Here is a 14,460-nt window from a genome sequence, read left to right as displayed (position 1 = left end):
TATTCATCCTGAGGAGATTCCACATGAGCAAAACCACAGTGTCCGCAAACCAAGCTACCTCCACCATGGCCAGCCACGCTGACGCCATCGGCCACGGTAACAGCCCGGCTGCCTGGACCTGCGTGATTGTGATGCTGGTCGGCGCCCTGATTTCCTCCATTGCTTTCGTCATCGCCAGCACCCCCATCTTCATCGGTGGTGTTGTGGTCATGGTGGCCGGCCTCATCGTCGGTTGGGCCATGCGCAAGGCCGGCTACGGAGTGGGTGGCAGCAAGCTGCAGAACAACGGCCACTAATCGTGACCGTTCTTGACGACATCATCGTCGGCGTCAAGGAGGACATGGAGGCCCGCCGCCGGCTTGTGTCCCTCGTTGAGCTGAAGGACCGTGTTGCAGGCGCGGCACCCCCGCGTGACGCTTGGGCTGCCCTGGGTGGTCCTTCCTCGAACCGCGACGATCTCAAGGTCATCGCTGAAATCAAGCGTCGAAGCCCCTCCAAAGGCGATCTCGCACCCATTGATGACCCCGCCTCGCTCGCAGTGCAGTATGAGCATGGCGGAGCTTCGGTCATCAGCGTCCTTACCGAAAAGCGACGTTTCGGCGGATCGCTGGCAGATCTCGATGCCGTTCGTGCTGCCGTCGATATTCCCTTGCTGCGCAAGGACTTCACGGTGGACGAGTACCAGATCTGGGAAGCCCGTGCCCATGGTGCGGACCTCATTTTGCTGATCGTTGCGGCCTTGTCTGATTCGGAGCTGGCTGACTTCAGCGCCCTCAGCCATGAGCTTGGCATGAACGTGCTGGTGGAAACGCACACTGAAGAGGAAATTGAGCGCGCCGTCGCTGCGCAGGCCAAAATCATCGGCGTTAACGTCCGCAACCTGAAGACGCTCGACGTCGACCGCTCAGTTTTCGGTTCACTGGCCGGTTTGATTCCGGCCGAGGCAGTGATTGTCGCGGAGTCCGGCGTGCGGACGGCCGAGGACGTCACGCACTATGCCGCAAGCGGCGCCAACGCCATTTTGGTGGGGGAGGCGCTGGTTAGCGACTCAACCCCGCGCGAACGCATCACCGAATTCAAGGCAGCTGGAGCTGCCGCCATCGCCGTCAGGAACTGAGGCAGTACCTGAAGCAAGGCGACAGCCATGAGGCAGCCCGGGCATGTGCCTGCGGCTGCCTTGTGGCACGTGGAACTACCCGATGAACTAACTGGAACAGGACGGTGAGACTGATGGTGGACGCGCCAACAGCCAGCTCGGAAGAGAATGCGGCCGACGCATTCCTGCAAGGTGGCCATTCGCTGCGCAACGCGAGCGGGCCGTACTTCGGTAACTACGGTGGCCGTTGGATGCCCGAGTCACTTATCGCCGCACTCGACGAAGTCCAGGACACGTTCGAGAAAGCCAAGGCCGATCCCGAGTTCCTCGCGGAGTTGAAGGACCTCAACAAGAACTATTCCGGGCGTCCGTCGCTGCTGACAGAGGCCAAGCGATTCTCCAAGCACGCTGGTGGTGCGAGGATTTTCCTCAAGCGTGAAGACCTCAACCACACCGGTTCCCACAAGATCAACAACGTCCTGGGGCAAGCCCTCCTGGCCAAGCGCATGGGTAAGACCCGCGTTATTGCTGAAACCGGTGCAGGCCAGCACGGCGTTGCCAGTGCCACGGTCGCAGCCCTCCTGGGCCTGGAGTGCGTTGTCTACATGGGCGCGGAGGACTGCCGCCGCCAGGCTTTGAACGTTGCCCGCATGCAACTGCTCGGCGCCACAGTTGTTCCCGTGACCAACGGTTCGCAGACCCTCAAGGACGCCATCAACGACGCCCTGCGGGATTGGGTTTCCAATGTGGAGACCACCCACTACCTGCTGGGTACCGCTGCCGGAGCCCACCCGTTCCCTGCCATGGTCCGCTTCTTCCACGAAGTGATCGGCGAGGAAGCCCGCGCCCAGATCCTGGATCAGACCGGCAAGCTGCCCGACGCCATCTGTGCCTGCATTGGTGGTGGATCCAATGCCATCGGCCTGTTCCACAGCTTCCTGGACGACGCTTCCGTGAAGATCTATGGCTTTGAAGCCGGCGGCGAAGGCGTTGAGACCGGGCGTCACGCTGCAGCAATCTCCCTGGGACGTCCCGGCGTGCTGCATGGCGCCCGTTCTTACCTGATGCAGGACGAAGACGGCCAGACCATCGAATCCCACTCGATCTCTGCCGGACTGGACTACCCCAGCGTGGGACCCGAGCACTCCTACCTGGCGGACATCGGACGCGTGACATACGAGCCCATCACGGACATCGAAGCAATGGACGCCTTCAGCCTCCTGTGCCGGACCGAGGGCATCATCCCCGCCATCGAGTCTGCGCACGCGCTTGCCGGTGCCATCAAAGTGGGCCAGCGCCTCACCGAGGGCAAAGAGGACCCCTCCGAGATCTCCGTGATCGTGAACCTGTCCGGTCGCGGGGACAAAGACGTGGAAACCGCAGCCGCATGGTTCAACATGTTGGACGAAGAAGGTCACGTCAAGGGCACCACCCTGTCTACCCGCAAGCCCAAAGGTCCTGCAGAACGCACCTCCGAAGCAGCCGTGGACGTAAACGAGGACCAGAACTGATGACTGAACAATTCGCCAGCAAATCCGCTGCAGCTATCGACCGCGCCAAGGCCGAGGGCCGGGCAGCCCTTGTCGGATACCTTCCGGCGGGCTACCCCACAGTCCAGGACAGCATCGACGCCGGCATTGCCCTGGCACGGAACGGTGCGGACCTCATCGAGATCGGTATTCCCTACTCCGACCCCGTGATGGACGGACCTGTCATCCAGGCTGCCACCACGGAAGCGATCAACAACGGTTTCCGGGTCGCCAATGTCTTCGACGTCGTTGCAGGGATCACTGCTGCTACTGACGCCGCCGTGTTGGTCATGACCTACTGGAACCCCGTCATGCGCATGGGCGTGGATGAGTTCTCCCGCCGCCTGGCTGAATCCGGGGGAGCAGGCCTTATTACTCCGGACCTTATTCCGGATGAGGCCAGTGAGTGGTTCGAGGCTTCGGACAAGTACGGACTGGACAGGGTCTTCCTGGTGGCTCCTTCATCCACGCCCGAACGCCTGGATATGACTGTCAAGGCCAGCCGCGGCTTTGTGTATGCCGTCTCCATCATGGGTGTGACCGGTACACGCCAGTCCGTCAGCAGCACAGCCGAAGACGTCGTGGCACGTGCCCACGCTGCAGGTGCTGAACGGGTTTGCGTTGGCCTCGGTGTTTCCAACCCGGATCACGTCCGCGAGATAGCTGCCTACGCGGACGGCGTGATCGTCGGCACCGCGCTCGTGGCGGCCCTCCGCGACGGCGGCGTTGACGCCGTCGGCCAACTCACCAAGAACCTCAGCGCCGGCTTGGGCCGCGCAGCTGCAGACGCCTAGGAAAAAGGAAACAGCGAAGCCCAATGCAGACCGTCCTCCACGCAGCGGCAATGGTTCCACTGAGCATCCCGAGCCCATCGTGGTCCGGTTTCGACATTCCGCTGCCGTGGGGGACGCTGCGTATCCACGCTTACGCCCTCTGCATCCTGGCGGGCATCATCATCGGCCTGTGGCTGACGTCTGCCCGATGGAAGCGCCGTGGAGCCCCCGACGGGAGCCTGTGGGATATCGCCATTTGGGCGATTCCTTTCGGCATCATCGGTGGCCGGCTTTACCATGTGTTTTCGTCCCCGGATGCGTACTTTGGCCCCGGGTTCGATGGCACAGGTGACCTCTCCCTGATTCCGCAGATACAGCGGGGCGGCCTGGGGATTTGGGGCGCCGTGCTGCTTGGTGCCGTGGGTGCCTGGATCGGTTGCCGTCGGGCAGGTGTCAAGCTCACCGCGTTCCTGGATGCCGCGGCTCCCGGATTGCTGCTTGCCCAGGCGATCGGCCGTTGGGGCAACTGGTTCAACCAGGAACTCTTCGGCGCCCCCACCACGTTGCCGTGGGGCCTCCAGATTGACCCTGCCAACGCCAACTTCCCAACGGGTATGCCCGCAGACACGCTCTTTCACCCGACGTTCCTCTACGAATTCCTGTGGAACATCCTGGGCGTCGCGATTCTGCTTCTGCTGGACCGGAAGTTCCACTTCCGCCGAGGACGCCTGTTCTGGCTCTACGCGATGTATTACACGCTTGGCCGCGTGTGGATCGAAGCCCTCAGGATTGACGATGCCGAGCAAATCAGCCTCTTCGGGATCACCACCAGGCTGAATGTATGGACGAGCATCTTCGTCTTCGTAGCGGCCCTGGCTATCTTCGTTGTTCTCGGCAGGGCAGGCCGGCCGCAGCCGGATACCCCTTATTTACCGGGCCGGGAACCCGAAGCCACGCCGGCCAAAGATGAGGCATCCGTGACGAGCGTCACCAGTCATGATGTGGACCCATCTGTCTCGGATAGTGGTTCCCGTGGTAATCTCCCAGATAACCAAAGCGATCCGGGCCACGTTGACGAGCCGCAGGATGCAGCAGGAGATTCCGCAAAGGACACAACGTCCAAGGCGGAATCGGAATCTGCTGCGACTGCCGCAAGGAAGGCCCCCGGATCCTCGCTGGAAGCTGACGACACCAAGTAGTCGCTTCCGGCAAAGGGGCAACAGAGTCACCGCTCGTAGGGCCCAGTCCACAGCGTCGTGGCACCCCGGAAACCGGATCGCAGCATACCGATGTTCACTGGTCAAGCCGGGGCCAGTGGTCTGCGTAACTGTTAGTTGCGCTTGATTGGCTGGCCTACAATTCCAATAACTAGCGCTTTGTTGTGCCCATCACAAGGGCATGCAAGGTGGGGCCAACGTTGTCCCTTCCATACGCACGATCACGAGGAAGGACGTCTCCCATGACCCATCTTCATAACCCCGGTTGGTCCGAAAATATCGAACCGCAGGGTGCCATGTCTCCATTCAAGCGCTTTGCCGCGCTTCCGGAGGCCCGGGGTCTTTACAACCCGGACAAGGAGAAGGACGCCTGCGGCCTGGCAATCATTGCCACGCTCCGCGGGGAACCGGGATACGACATCGTGGAAGCGGCTCTGACTGCCCTCCGCAATCTCGAACACCGCGGCGCCGTGGGCGCCGATGAAGGTACTGGCGACGGTGCGGGCCTGCTGATGCAGGTTCCGGACGAGTTCTTCAGGGCCGTCACCGAATTCGAACTGCCTGCTCCGGGCCAGTACGTGGTGGGTACTGCCTTCCTTCCTGCTGAATCGCGCGAAGCAGCTACGGCCAAGGCCGGTATCGAAGCTCTTGCAGCGGATGAGGGCCTTACGGTCCTTGGCTGGCGTGAAGTTCCCGTGGTCGCAGACCTCGTGGGTGCCATGGCACGGGCATGTATGCCGTACTTCTCGCAGCCCTTCTTTGCATCCGCTTCCGGCGAGCAGCTTGAGCGCAACGAACTTGACTCCCGTGCCTGGCGAATCCGCAAGCGCGCCCAGAACAAGTACGGCGTGTACTTCCCCTCGCTGTCCTCGCGCACCATTGTGTACAAGGGCATGCTGACGACGGCCCAGTTGGAGCCGTTCTACCCCGACCTTTCGGATCAGCGTTTCAAGACGAAGCTGGCCATTGTCCACTCACGCTTCTCTACGAACACTTTCCCGTCGTGGCCTCTGGCGCAGCCGTTCCGCACCATCGCCCACAACGGCGAAATCAACACGGTCAAGGGCAACCGCAACTGGATGCGCGCACGCCAGTCGCAGTTGGCCAGCCCGCTGCTGGGTGACACCCCCGAAGAGCTGTACCCGATCTGCACCCCGGGTGCCTCGGACTCTGCTTCGTTCGATGAAGTAGCCGAGCTCCTTTGGCTCTCCGGCCGCCCGATTACGCACTCGATCATGATGATGATTCCGGAGGCGTGGGAGAACCACGCCACCATGGATCCGGCACGCCGTGCGTTCTACGAATACCACTCACTGCTCATGGAGCCGTGGGATGGTCCTGCCGCCGTCTCCTTCACTGACGGCAACCTCGTCGGCGCAACGCTGGACCGTAATGGCCTGCGCCCCGGACGCTACTGGATCACTGAAGACGGCCTGATCGTTTTTGCCTCGGAAGTGGGCGTTATCGAGGTCGAGCCCTCCAACGTCGTCAAGAAGGGTCGCGTTGCCCCGGGCAAGATGTTCCTGGTGGACACCGAAGCCGGCCGCATCATCGACGACGCCGAGGTCAAGGCCGAGGTCGCCGCAGCCAACCCGTGGGCCGAATGGCTCAAGGACAACCTGATCGACATCAACGAGCTCCCCGAGCGCGAGCACGTACGCCACACCGCTGCATCGGTGAACATCCGCCAGCGGACCTTCGGTTACACCACTGAAGAACTGAAGATCCTGCTCGGCCCCATGTCCCGCACGGGCGCCGAGCCCCTGGGTGCCATGGGTTCCGATACCCCGGTTGCCGTACTGTCCAAGCGTCCGCGCTTGCTGTTCGACTACTTCGTGCAGTCCTTCGCCCAGGTCACCAACCCGCCGCTGGACGCCATCCGCGAAGAGCTGGTGACGTCACTGAAGTGCGCCATCGGACCCAACGGCAACCTTTTGGATGGCAAGCAGGTCCGCCAACCGCAGATCTCCCTGCCGTTCCCCGTGATCAACAACGATCAACTCGCCAAGATTTCGAACATCGAAAACGCTGACGGCGACCGCATCGCCATGAAGGTACGCGGCCTTTACCGCCCGGAGGGTGGGGAAGCGGCGCTGCGTGCCCGCCTGACAGAGATCTGCGAGCAGGTTTCCGGCGCGATCAACCGTGGCGTGCAGTACGTTGTGCTGTCCGACCGCGACTCGAACGCGCAGTGGGCACCCATTCCGTCGCTCCTGCTGGTCAGCGCTGTCCACCACCACTTGCTCCGCAGTGCCAACCGCACCAAGACGGCACTCGTGGTTGAGGCTGGCGACGTCCGCGAGACGCACCACGTTGCCGTGCTCATTGGCTATGGCGCATCGGCAGTCAACCCTTACCTCGCCATGGAATCGGTTGAACAGCTGATCTCCAACGGCGACGTTGAGGGCGTGACTCCGGAAGACGGCGTTTACAACCTCATCAAGGGCCTCGGCAAGGGTGTCCTGAAGATCATGTCCAAGATGGGGATCTCCACCGTTGCTTCCTACACCGGCGCCCAGACCTTTGAGGCACTGGGCCTGTCGCAGGAACTCGTTGACGAATTCTTCTCGGGTACGCACTCCCAACTGGGTGGCGTGGGCCTGGACGTTATTGCAGCGGAAGTTTCCGCACGGCACCAGATGGCGTACCCCGAGGGCGGCATCGAGCACCCGCACCGTCCGCTCCTGGGCGGCGGCGAGTACCAGTGGCGCCGTGACGGTGAACCGCACCTCTTCAACCCGGAGACTGTGTTCCGCCTGCAGCACGCCACCCGTGAGCGTCGCTACGACATCTTCAAGGCCTACACCAAGGGCGTTGACGATCAGTCCGAGAACCTGATGACCCTGCGTGGGTTGCTCAAGTTCAAGAGCGACGTGCGTCCGGCAGTGCCGCTTGAGGAAGTGGAGCCCGTCTCCAGCATCGTCAAGCGTTTTTCTACCGGCGCCATGAGCTACGGCTCGATCTCCAAGGAAGCCCACGAGACACTCGCTATCGCCATGAACCGTTTGGGCGCCAAATCCAATACCGGTGAAGGTGGCGAAGACGTTGACCGCCTGCTGGATCCGGAGCGCCGCTCTGCCATCAAGCAGATCGCTTCCGGCCGCTTCGGTGTCACCAGCTTGTACCTGACCAACGCTGACGACATCCAAATCAAGATGGCCCAGGGCGCCAAGCCCGGCGAGGGTGGCCAGTTGATGGCCCAGAAGGTCTACCCATGGGTAGCCCGGACGCGCCACTCCACGCCCGGCGTCGGACTCATTTCCCCGCCCCCGCACCACGACATCTACTCGATCGAAGACCTCGCCCAGCTCATCTACGATGCCAAGCGCGCCAACCCTTCGGCCCGTGTGCACGTGAAGCTGGTTTCGGAAGTCGGGATCGGCACTGTGGCCTCCGGCGTGACCAAGGCGAAGGCCGACGTCGTGCTTGTTTCAGGTCACGACGGCGGTACAGGCGCCTCGCCGCTGAACTCGCTGAAGCATGCAGGTGTGCCATGGGAACTTGGCCTCGCCGAGACCCAGCAAACCCTGATGCTCAACGGTCTCCGCGACCGCGTGGTGGTTCAGGTGGACGGCCAGCTCAAGACCGGCCGTGACGTGGTCATTGCCGCCCTGCTCGGTGGTGAAGAGTTCGGTTTCGCAACGGCTCCGCTGGTTGTCTCCGGCTGCATCATGATGCGCGTCTGCCACTTGGACACCTGCCCCGTGGGTGTTGCTACCCAGAACCCGGAACTGCGTTCACGGTTCAACGGCAAGCCCGAGTTCGTGGTCAACTTCTTCGAGTTCCTCGCAGAAGAAGTCCGCGAAATCCTGGCAGAGCTCGGTTTCCGCAGCCTCGAAGAGGCGATCGGCCACGCTGAAGTCCTGGACACCCGCGAAGCGATCAACCACTGGAAGGCCGAAGGCCTGGACCTGGATCCGATCCTGCACGGTCTTGAGTTTGACGACGACGTGCCGCTGCGGAACATGACCACCCAGAACCACGAGCTGGACAAGCACTTCGACCAGCGGCTCATCACGATGGCCGCCGAAGCACTCAGCGACCGCATGCCTGTCAAGATCACCCTGGACGTCATCAACACGGACCGCTCCGTGGGCACGATGCTCGGCCATGTAGTGACCAAGACGTTCGGTACCGATGTGCTGGCGACGGACACCATCGACATCACGCTCAATGGCACCGCTGGCCAGTCGCTGGGCGCCTTCCTGCCTGCAGGCATCACGCTGCGCATGTACGGAGACTCCAACGACTACGTGGGCAAGGGCCTCTCCGGCGGCCGCATCATCGTCCGCCCGGACCGCACCAACGTGTTCCAGGCAGAGCGCAACGTCATTGCCGGCAACGTCATCGGTTACGGTGCAACGAGTGGCGAGATGTTCCTGCGTGGCCAGGTTGGTGAACGCTTCCTGGTGCGTAACTCCGGTGCGACCGCCGTCGTCGAAGGTATTGGCGATCACGGTTGCGAGTACATGACCGGTGGCCAAACACTGATCATTGGCCGTACCGGACGCAACTTCGGTGCCGGCATGTCCGGTGGTACTGCTTACGTGCTTGACCTGCAGCATGAGCGCGTCAACAAGGATGCGCTGGACTCCGGCGAGCTTCAGCTCCTTGAGCTGGACGCCGAGGACCGCGACATCGTCCACGGCCTGCTCACCAAGCACGCCGAAGAAACCGAATCCGTCCTGGCCGGCCGTCTGCTCGAGAACTTCGACGACACCGCCGCCCGCATCACCAAAGTACTGCCGCGCGACTACGCCGCAGTCCTGCAAACCCGTCTCGACGCCATCGAAGAGGGCCTTGACCCTGACGGCGAAGAAGTATGGTCTCGAATCCTGGAGGTAACCGGTGGCTGATCCACGCGGATTTCTGAAAGTCCGGCAGCGCGAGACGCAGCCACGCCGTCCCGTTCCGGTCCGAATCATGGACTGGAAGGAAGTGTACGAAGCCCAGGAAAAGGGCGTCCTAAAGAGCCAGGCCGGACGCTGCATGGACTGTGGTGTACCGTTCTGCCACCAGGGCTGCCCGCTGGGCAACCTCATTCCTGAGTGGAACGACCTCGTGTGGCGGGACAAGGGTGAGGAAGCGATTGAACGCCTCCACGCCACGAACAACTTCCCGGAGTTCACCGGCCGTCTGTGCCCGGCACCCTGCGAAGCGTCCTGCGTGCTGGGTATCAACCAGCCTGCCGTGACCATCAAGCAGGTTGAGGTTTCCATCATCGATGAAGCCTTCGATAACGACTGGGTCCACCCCCTTCCGCCGACGCGCCTCACTGGCAAGACGGTTGCCGTGGTGGGGTCCGGTCCTGCAGGCCTCGCAGTTGCACAGCAGCTGACGCGTGTTGGACACACGGTTGCCGTGTACGAGCGTGACGACAAGATCGGCGGCCTGCTCCGCTACGGCATCCCCGACTTCAAAATGGAGAAGGAACAGGTTGACCGTCGTCTGGAGCAGATGAAGGCCGAAGGCACCCGCTTCCGCACCGGCGTCGCAGTCGGTACGGACGTGACTTGGGAGCAGCTGCGACGCCGTTACGATGCCGTCGTGATTGCTACCGGTGCAACCGTCCCGCGCGATCTGCCCATTCCGGGCCGTGACCTTGACGGCGTTCACTTTGCCATGGACTATCTGGTTCCTTCCAACCGCGTTGTAGCGGGGGAGAGCCCGGAAAATCACATCGACGCCCGTGGCAAGCATGTGGTCATCCTTGGTGGCGGCGATACCGGCGCGGACTGCATCGGTACAGCGCACCGTCACCAGGCGGCTTCCGTTACCACGCTCGCGATCGGCAAGCAGCCGCCTCTTGAGCGTGCAGGTCACCAGCCGTGGCCGACGTTCCCCACGCTCTTCGAGGTCGCCAGCGCCCACGAAGAAGGTGGCGAACGTACGTACCTGGCATCCACCGTGGAGTTTGTTGGCGAGAATGGCAAGCTCACCGGGGTCAAGGTTGCCGAGACGGAGTTCGTGGATGGCAAGCGCCTCCCGAAGGCCGGGACCGAGCGGATCATTCCCGCTGACCTCGTCTTCCTGAGCCTCGGCTTCACCGGTGCTGAACCGTCCGGTATCACCGAGCAGGTCAGTGCAGAATTCGACGGTCGGGGCAACGTAGCCCGCGACGGCTACTACATGACGAACACCGAGGGTGTGTTTGTTGCCGGTGACGCCGGACGTGGCCAGTCCCTGATTGTGTGGGCCATTGCCGAAGGCCGTGCATGCGCGGCAGCAGTGGACAAGTTCCTCATGGGAAGCACAATCCTTCCGGCACCGGTCGCCCCCACCGACCGGGCAATCGCGGTCTTATAGCGCCGGCAGGAATGATCTTTAACTCAATCAGCAGCACACTACTTAGGGTAGGTATATGAGACGCGCGAAAATTGTGGCAACTTTCGGCCCGGCAATCTCCAGCTACGACAACACTCTCGCAGTGCTGGAAGCCGGCGTTGACGTTGCCCGCATGAACATGAGCCACGGCGACTACTCCGTGCACGACAACACCTACGAGAATGTCCGCAAGGCTGCGGCGCAACTGCACAAGCCCGTGGCTATCATGGCTGACCTCCAGGGTCCCAAGATCCGCCTTGGCCGTTTTGTCGACGGCCCGCACGAGCTGGCTGTTGGCGACACGTTCACCATCACCACCGAAGACGTCCCCGGTACCAAGGACATCTGCTCCACCACGCTGAAGAGCCTCACCGAAGACGTCAACGTGGGCGACGCCCTGTTGATCGACGACGGCAAGGTTGCCCTTCGCGCCATCGAAGTTGACGACGTCAAGGTTGTCGCCACCGTTACGGTCGGTGGCAAGGTGTCCAACAACAAGGGCATCAACCTGCCCGGTGTTGCCGTCAACGTCCCCGCATTGAGCGAAAAGGACGAGGACGACCTCCGTTGGGCCCTCAAGCGTGGCGTGGACCTGGTTGCCCTGTCCTTCGTCCGGGATGCCTCCGACATCAAGCGCGTCCACGAGATCATGGACGAAGAAGGCCGCCGCGTGCCGGTGATCGCCAAGATCGAAAAGCCCCAGGCCGTGGACCAGCTCCACGAAATCATCGATGCGTTCGACGCCATCATGGTTGCCCGTGGTGACCTCGGCGTTGAGCTCCCGCTCGAAGAGGTGCCGATCGTCCAGAAGCGCGCCATTGAACTGGCACGCCGTTGGGCCAAGCCGGTCATCGTGGCAACGCAGGTCCTGGAATCCATGATTGACAACCCGCGTCCGACGCGTGCCGAGGCCTCTGACTGCGCAAACGCAGTTCTCGACGGCGCCGATGCAGTCATGCTGTCCGGCGAAACCTCGGTGGGTCAGTACCCCATCGAAACCGTCAAGGTCATGGCCCGGATCATCGAGTCCACTGAAGAACACGGCCTCGAGCGCGTCCCCCCGCTGGGCACCAAGCCCAAGACCCGCGGTGGCGCCATCACCCGCGCCGCCGTCGAAATCGCCGACCAGCTGGACGCAAAGTACATCTGTACTTTCACCCAGTCCGGTGACTCGGCACGCCGTTTGTCGCGTCTGCGTCCCGTCAAGCCGGTCTTCGCGTTCACGCCTGTTGAACACGTGTGGAACCAGCTGGCCCTCACCTGGGGTATCCAGCCGGTTCTGGTTCCCTCCGTGGGCCACACCGACGAAATGACCGCACAGGTGGACCGCAGCCTCCTGGACATGAAGATCGTCGATGAAGGCGACCTCGTTGTCATCGCTGCCGGTTCCCCTCCCGGACAGGCCGGTTCCACGAACTCGCTGAAGGTCCACAAGGTGGGCGACCTCGCCGACACGTCCGCTGTGGACTCGTCGCGCAAGGAGCCTGTTGGCCCGTGGCCTGAAAAGAAGTCCAAGACCAGGGCCTAAGTTCCTGGCTCAGGCTTGAGTGAAGCGGGTCCTGCCAACATTTTGTTGGTGGGGCCCGCTTTGTTTTGTGTCGTTTCCTGCCTTGGGCGGGATTCTGCCCTGGGGAGCGCGACGGCGGCCGGTCACCTTTTGATTAGGTGACCGGCCGCCGTCGTTGACTGCTTGGTGCTAGTTGACCTGGTTGATGATCGTTTCAGCAACTTCACGCATGCTCAGTCGACGGTCCATGGACGTCTTCTGAATCCAGCGGAAGGCCTCCGGCTCGGTGAGGCCCATCTTGGTGGTCAGGAGGCTCTTGGCGCGCTCTACGAGCTTGCGGGTGGCGAACTGCTCCTGGAGGTCGGAAACCTCGTTTTCGAGGGCCTTGATCTCCTCGTGGCGGGACAGAGCGATCTCGATGGCCGGAATGAGGTCAGCGGGGGTAAACGGCTTCACAACGTAAGCCATGGCGCCGGCGTCGCGGGCACGCTCCACGAGTTCCTTCTGGCTGAAAGCAGTCAGCAGAACTACGGGGGCGATGCGGGCCTTGACGATCTTCTCTGCCGCTGAGATGCCATCCATGACGGGCATCTTCACATCCATGAGGACGAGGTCCGGCTTCAGCTCTTCGGCCAACTGTACGGCCTTCTCGCCGTTGTCTGCCTCGCCGACGACGTCGTACCCTTCGCCCTTCAGGATCTCAATAATGTCCAAGCGGATGAGGGTCTCATCCTCGGCTACGACGACGCGTCGGGCCAGTTGGGCTGCGGGTGTGGACTCCGTCTGTTCGGTCACGGGATCTCCTTGAAAAGGTTCGGCGGGTTCATGTCCATCTTAGTGTGGACCGCTGCGGCACATGATTTTGTTGCACTCGCGCGCCCAGTTCTGAAAAACAGCCTATCTGCATGTAGAGTAGTTTCGCGTGCTGGGAAAGGATCGCGTTGCTCACAGCAATGAGAGCAGTCAGCGAGAATTAACTTCCCGGTAATCCGCGCCCGAGTGGCGGAATTGGCAGACGCGCCGCACTCAAAATGCGGTATCGAAAGGTGTGTGGGTTCGAGTCCCACCTTGGGCACGGCATACCCCCTCGTCAGAGGGGGTATTTGCTTTTAACGTGTTGACATATCTTGTGGTCAGTCCCTTTGACTGTGGTTCGCGGCCTGGCCTGGCCGCCGCGAGGGCCTATTCGGATGTGTGGGGGGCGGGGTCAGCGTCCTGGCTGACGGACGCTGCGCCGGCTTTGAGATAGGGGTGTGTGGTTCCTCGTTCCTGACGCTGTCGAGTTGGTCGTGGGTGGTCAACACCTATTCATGCTTTCGGGCCACGCTCACAACATGATGTCGGCACTTAAGGCGTGGAGCGTTTTCGGAAAGTTCCGTCTGAGGCGCGGGTGCGGCTTGGTCCCCACAAGGGCTGGGCAGCGAGGGGCCATGTTCTGTGGCGGCGTGCTCCTGACCGACTGTTCTTGGTTTAAAGGGAATGACCCTTCATCGGGTGCCCGCTGGCTGCATGACCTCTGGCTGGTCAGCGCGGAGGAGGCCTTTGACACAGTCTCATCGACGGATTCTTTGAAGGGACAGAGGTCCGTTTGCATTCACGCCACATCGCTCTTGTGGAGAGACCTCAAACAACACAACACGATCGTGTTTCGGGCGGACTTTCTTTTCGGGGGAGTTGTGCCTTCTCCGATGCATCAGCATGGGCGGTGTCGAGGAGTGAACCAGCGCTGTCTCGACAGGCTAAAGGTTATTGAGACACCGGTATGGTCCCGATCCCGGCCAATAGCTGGCTGCAGAAAAGCGCCATAGTCCGCTAACGCTCGTCACGCTGCACTGTCTCAGCAAGTCATCTCACAGTGAAATGTCTCGCGTGCGCTGTGTGGGCGGGTTCTTGAGGCAGTATCGCGGGACAAGGATGCCTGCCTACACGAGGGTGAGTACCGCAGGCCAGGACGCGCAGCTGCAGTTGGACTCGTTGGTCTCTGATGGGGTGTAAAAGCGGGATATCTTCTCCG

General features: G+C 61.9%; 9 protein-coding genes, 1 tRNA gene and 1 pseudogene. 10 read left to right on the top strand and 1 reads right to left on the bottom strand.

All coding sequences use genetic code 11. The annotated features are described in order from the left end of the window. Window positions 1-23: 23 nt before the first annotated feature. The 8 genes from ABIE18_RS19300 to pyk all read left to right on the top strand — a co-directional run bounded on the left by ABIE18_RS19300 (window position 24) and on the right by pyk (window position 12,467). On the top strand, window positions 24-296 hold the full coding sequence (locus tag ABIE18_RS19300) for an HGxxPAAW family protein (RefSeq protein WP_216923214.1): 273 nt from the start codon (window positions 24-26) through the stop codon (window positions 294-296). A gap of 2 nt (window positions 297-298) precedes the next feature. Beyond that, a complete protein-coding gene (gene trpC, locus ABIE18_RS19295) occupies window positions 299-1,117 on the top strand; it encodes an indole-3-glycerol phosphate synthase TrpC (RefSeq protein WP_499724192.1) in 819 nt (272 codons plus the stop codon). Window positions 1,118-1,230: 113 nt separating this feature from the next. Beyond that, window positions 1,231-2,607, top strand: a complete 1,377-nt coding sequence (trpB, locus tag ABIE18_RS19290) for a tryptophan synthase subunit beta (protein WP_499724191.1) — start codon at window positions 1,231-1,233, stop codon at window positions 2,605-2,607. Further along, a complete protein-coding gene (gene trpA / locus ABIE18_RS19285; RefSeq protein ID WP_499724190.1) occupies window positions 2,607-3,419 on the top strand; it encodes a tryptophan synthase subunit alpha in 813 nt (270 codons plus the stop codon). The genes trpB and trpA overlap by 1 nt, the downstream gene beginning before the upstream one ends. Before the next feature lie 23 nt (window positions 3,420-3,442). Beyond that, the gene (gene lgt, locus ABIE18_RS19280; protein WP_499724189.1) at window positions 3,443-4,597 is read left to right on the top strand and encodes a prolipoprotein diacylglyceryl transferase; all 1,155 of its coding nucleotides are present in this window, start codon (window positions 3,443-3,445) and stop codon (window positions 4,595-4,597) included. 260 nt (window positions 4,598-4,857) lie between these two features. Further along, window positions 4,858-9,471, top strand: coding sequence for a glutamate synthase large subunit (gene gltB / locus ABIE18_RS19275; protein ID WP_499724188.1), 4,614 nt, complete (start codon window positions 4,858-4,860; stop codon window positions 9,469-9,471). Then, entirely contained in the window at window positions 9,464-10,921 is a 1,458-nt protein-coding gene (locus ABIE18_RS19270) for a glutamate synthase subunit beta (RefSeq protein WP_499724187.1), read from the top strand. Before gltB ends, ABIE18_RS19270 begins: the two co-directional genes overlap by 8 nt. Before the next feature lie 55 nt (window positions 10,922-10,976). Beyond that, window positions 10,977-12,467, top strand: a complete 1,491-nt coding sequence (gene pyk / locus ABIE18_RS19265; protein WP_499724186.1) for a pyruvate kinase — start codon at window positions 10,977-10,979, stop codon at window positions 12,465-12,467. Between the two features lie 168 nt (window positions 12,468-12,635). Here pyk and ABIE18_RS19260 read toward each other — a convergent pair whose 3' ends face one another. Next, window positions 12,636-13,241, bottom strand: coding sequence for an ANTAR domain-containing response regulator (locus ABIE18_RS19260; RefSeq protein ID WP_431119893.1), 606 nt, complete (start codon window positions 13,239-13,241; stop codon window positions 12,636-12,638). A 198-nt stretch (window positions 13,242-13,439) separates the two neighbouring features. On the opposite strand from ABIE18_RS19260, the gene ABIE18_RS19255 reads away from it, so the two are divergent. Then, a tRNA-Leu gene (locus ABIE18_RS19255) sits at window positions 13,440-13,521 on the top strand. A 785-nt stretch (window positions 13,522-14,306) separates the two neighbouring features. Next, window positions 14,307-14,438 (top strand): annotated as a pseudogene (locus tag ABIE18_RS19250) (recombinase family protein); the annotation flags it as partial. Window positions 14,439-14,460: the final 22 nt, after the last annotated feature.

It is taken from the genome of Arthrobacter sp. 2762, assembly GCF_040548745.1.
Taxonomy (GTDB): Bacteria; Actinomycetota; Actinomycetes; order Actinomycetales; family Micrococcaceae; genus Arthrobacter.
Note: the sequence above shows the minus strand (reverse complement) of the source record. Positions and strands in the feature narration are given on the sequence as shown.

Bases quoted from the DNA above. Each gene is read 5' to 3' on its own strand.
- gltB (WP_499724188.1), top strand. From the start codon at position 4,858: ATGACCCATCTTCATAACCCCGGTTGGTCCGAAAATATCGAACCGCAG.
- lgt (WP_499724189.1), top strand. From the start codon at position 3,443: ATGCAGACCGTCCTCCACGCAGCGGCAATGGTTCCACTGAGCATCCCG.
- ABIE18_RS19300 (WP_216923214.1), top strand. From the start codon at position 24: ATGAGCAAAACCACAGTGTCCGCAAACCAAGCTACCTCCACCATGGCC.
- pyk (WP_499724186.1), top strand. From the start codon at position 10,977: ATGAGACGCGCGAAAATTGTGGCAACTTTCGGCCCGGCAATCTCCAGC.
- trpB (WP_499724191.1), top strand. From the start codon at position 1,231: ATGGTGGACGCGCCAACAGCCAGCTCGGAAGAGAATGCGGCCGACGCA.
- trpA (WP_499724190.1), top strand. From the start codon at position 2,607: ATGACTGAACAATTCGCCAGCAAATCCGCTGCAGCTATCGACCGCGCC.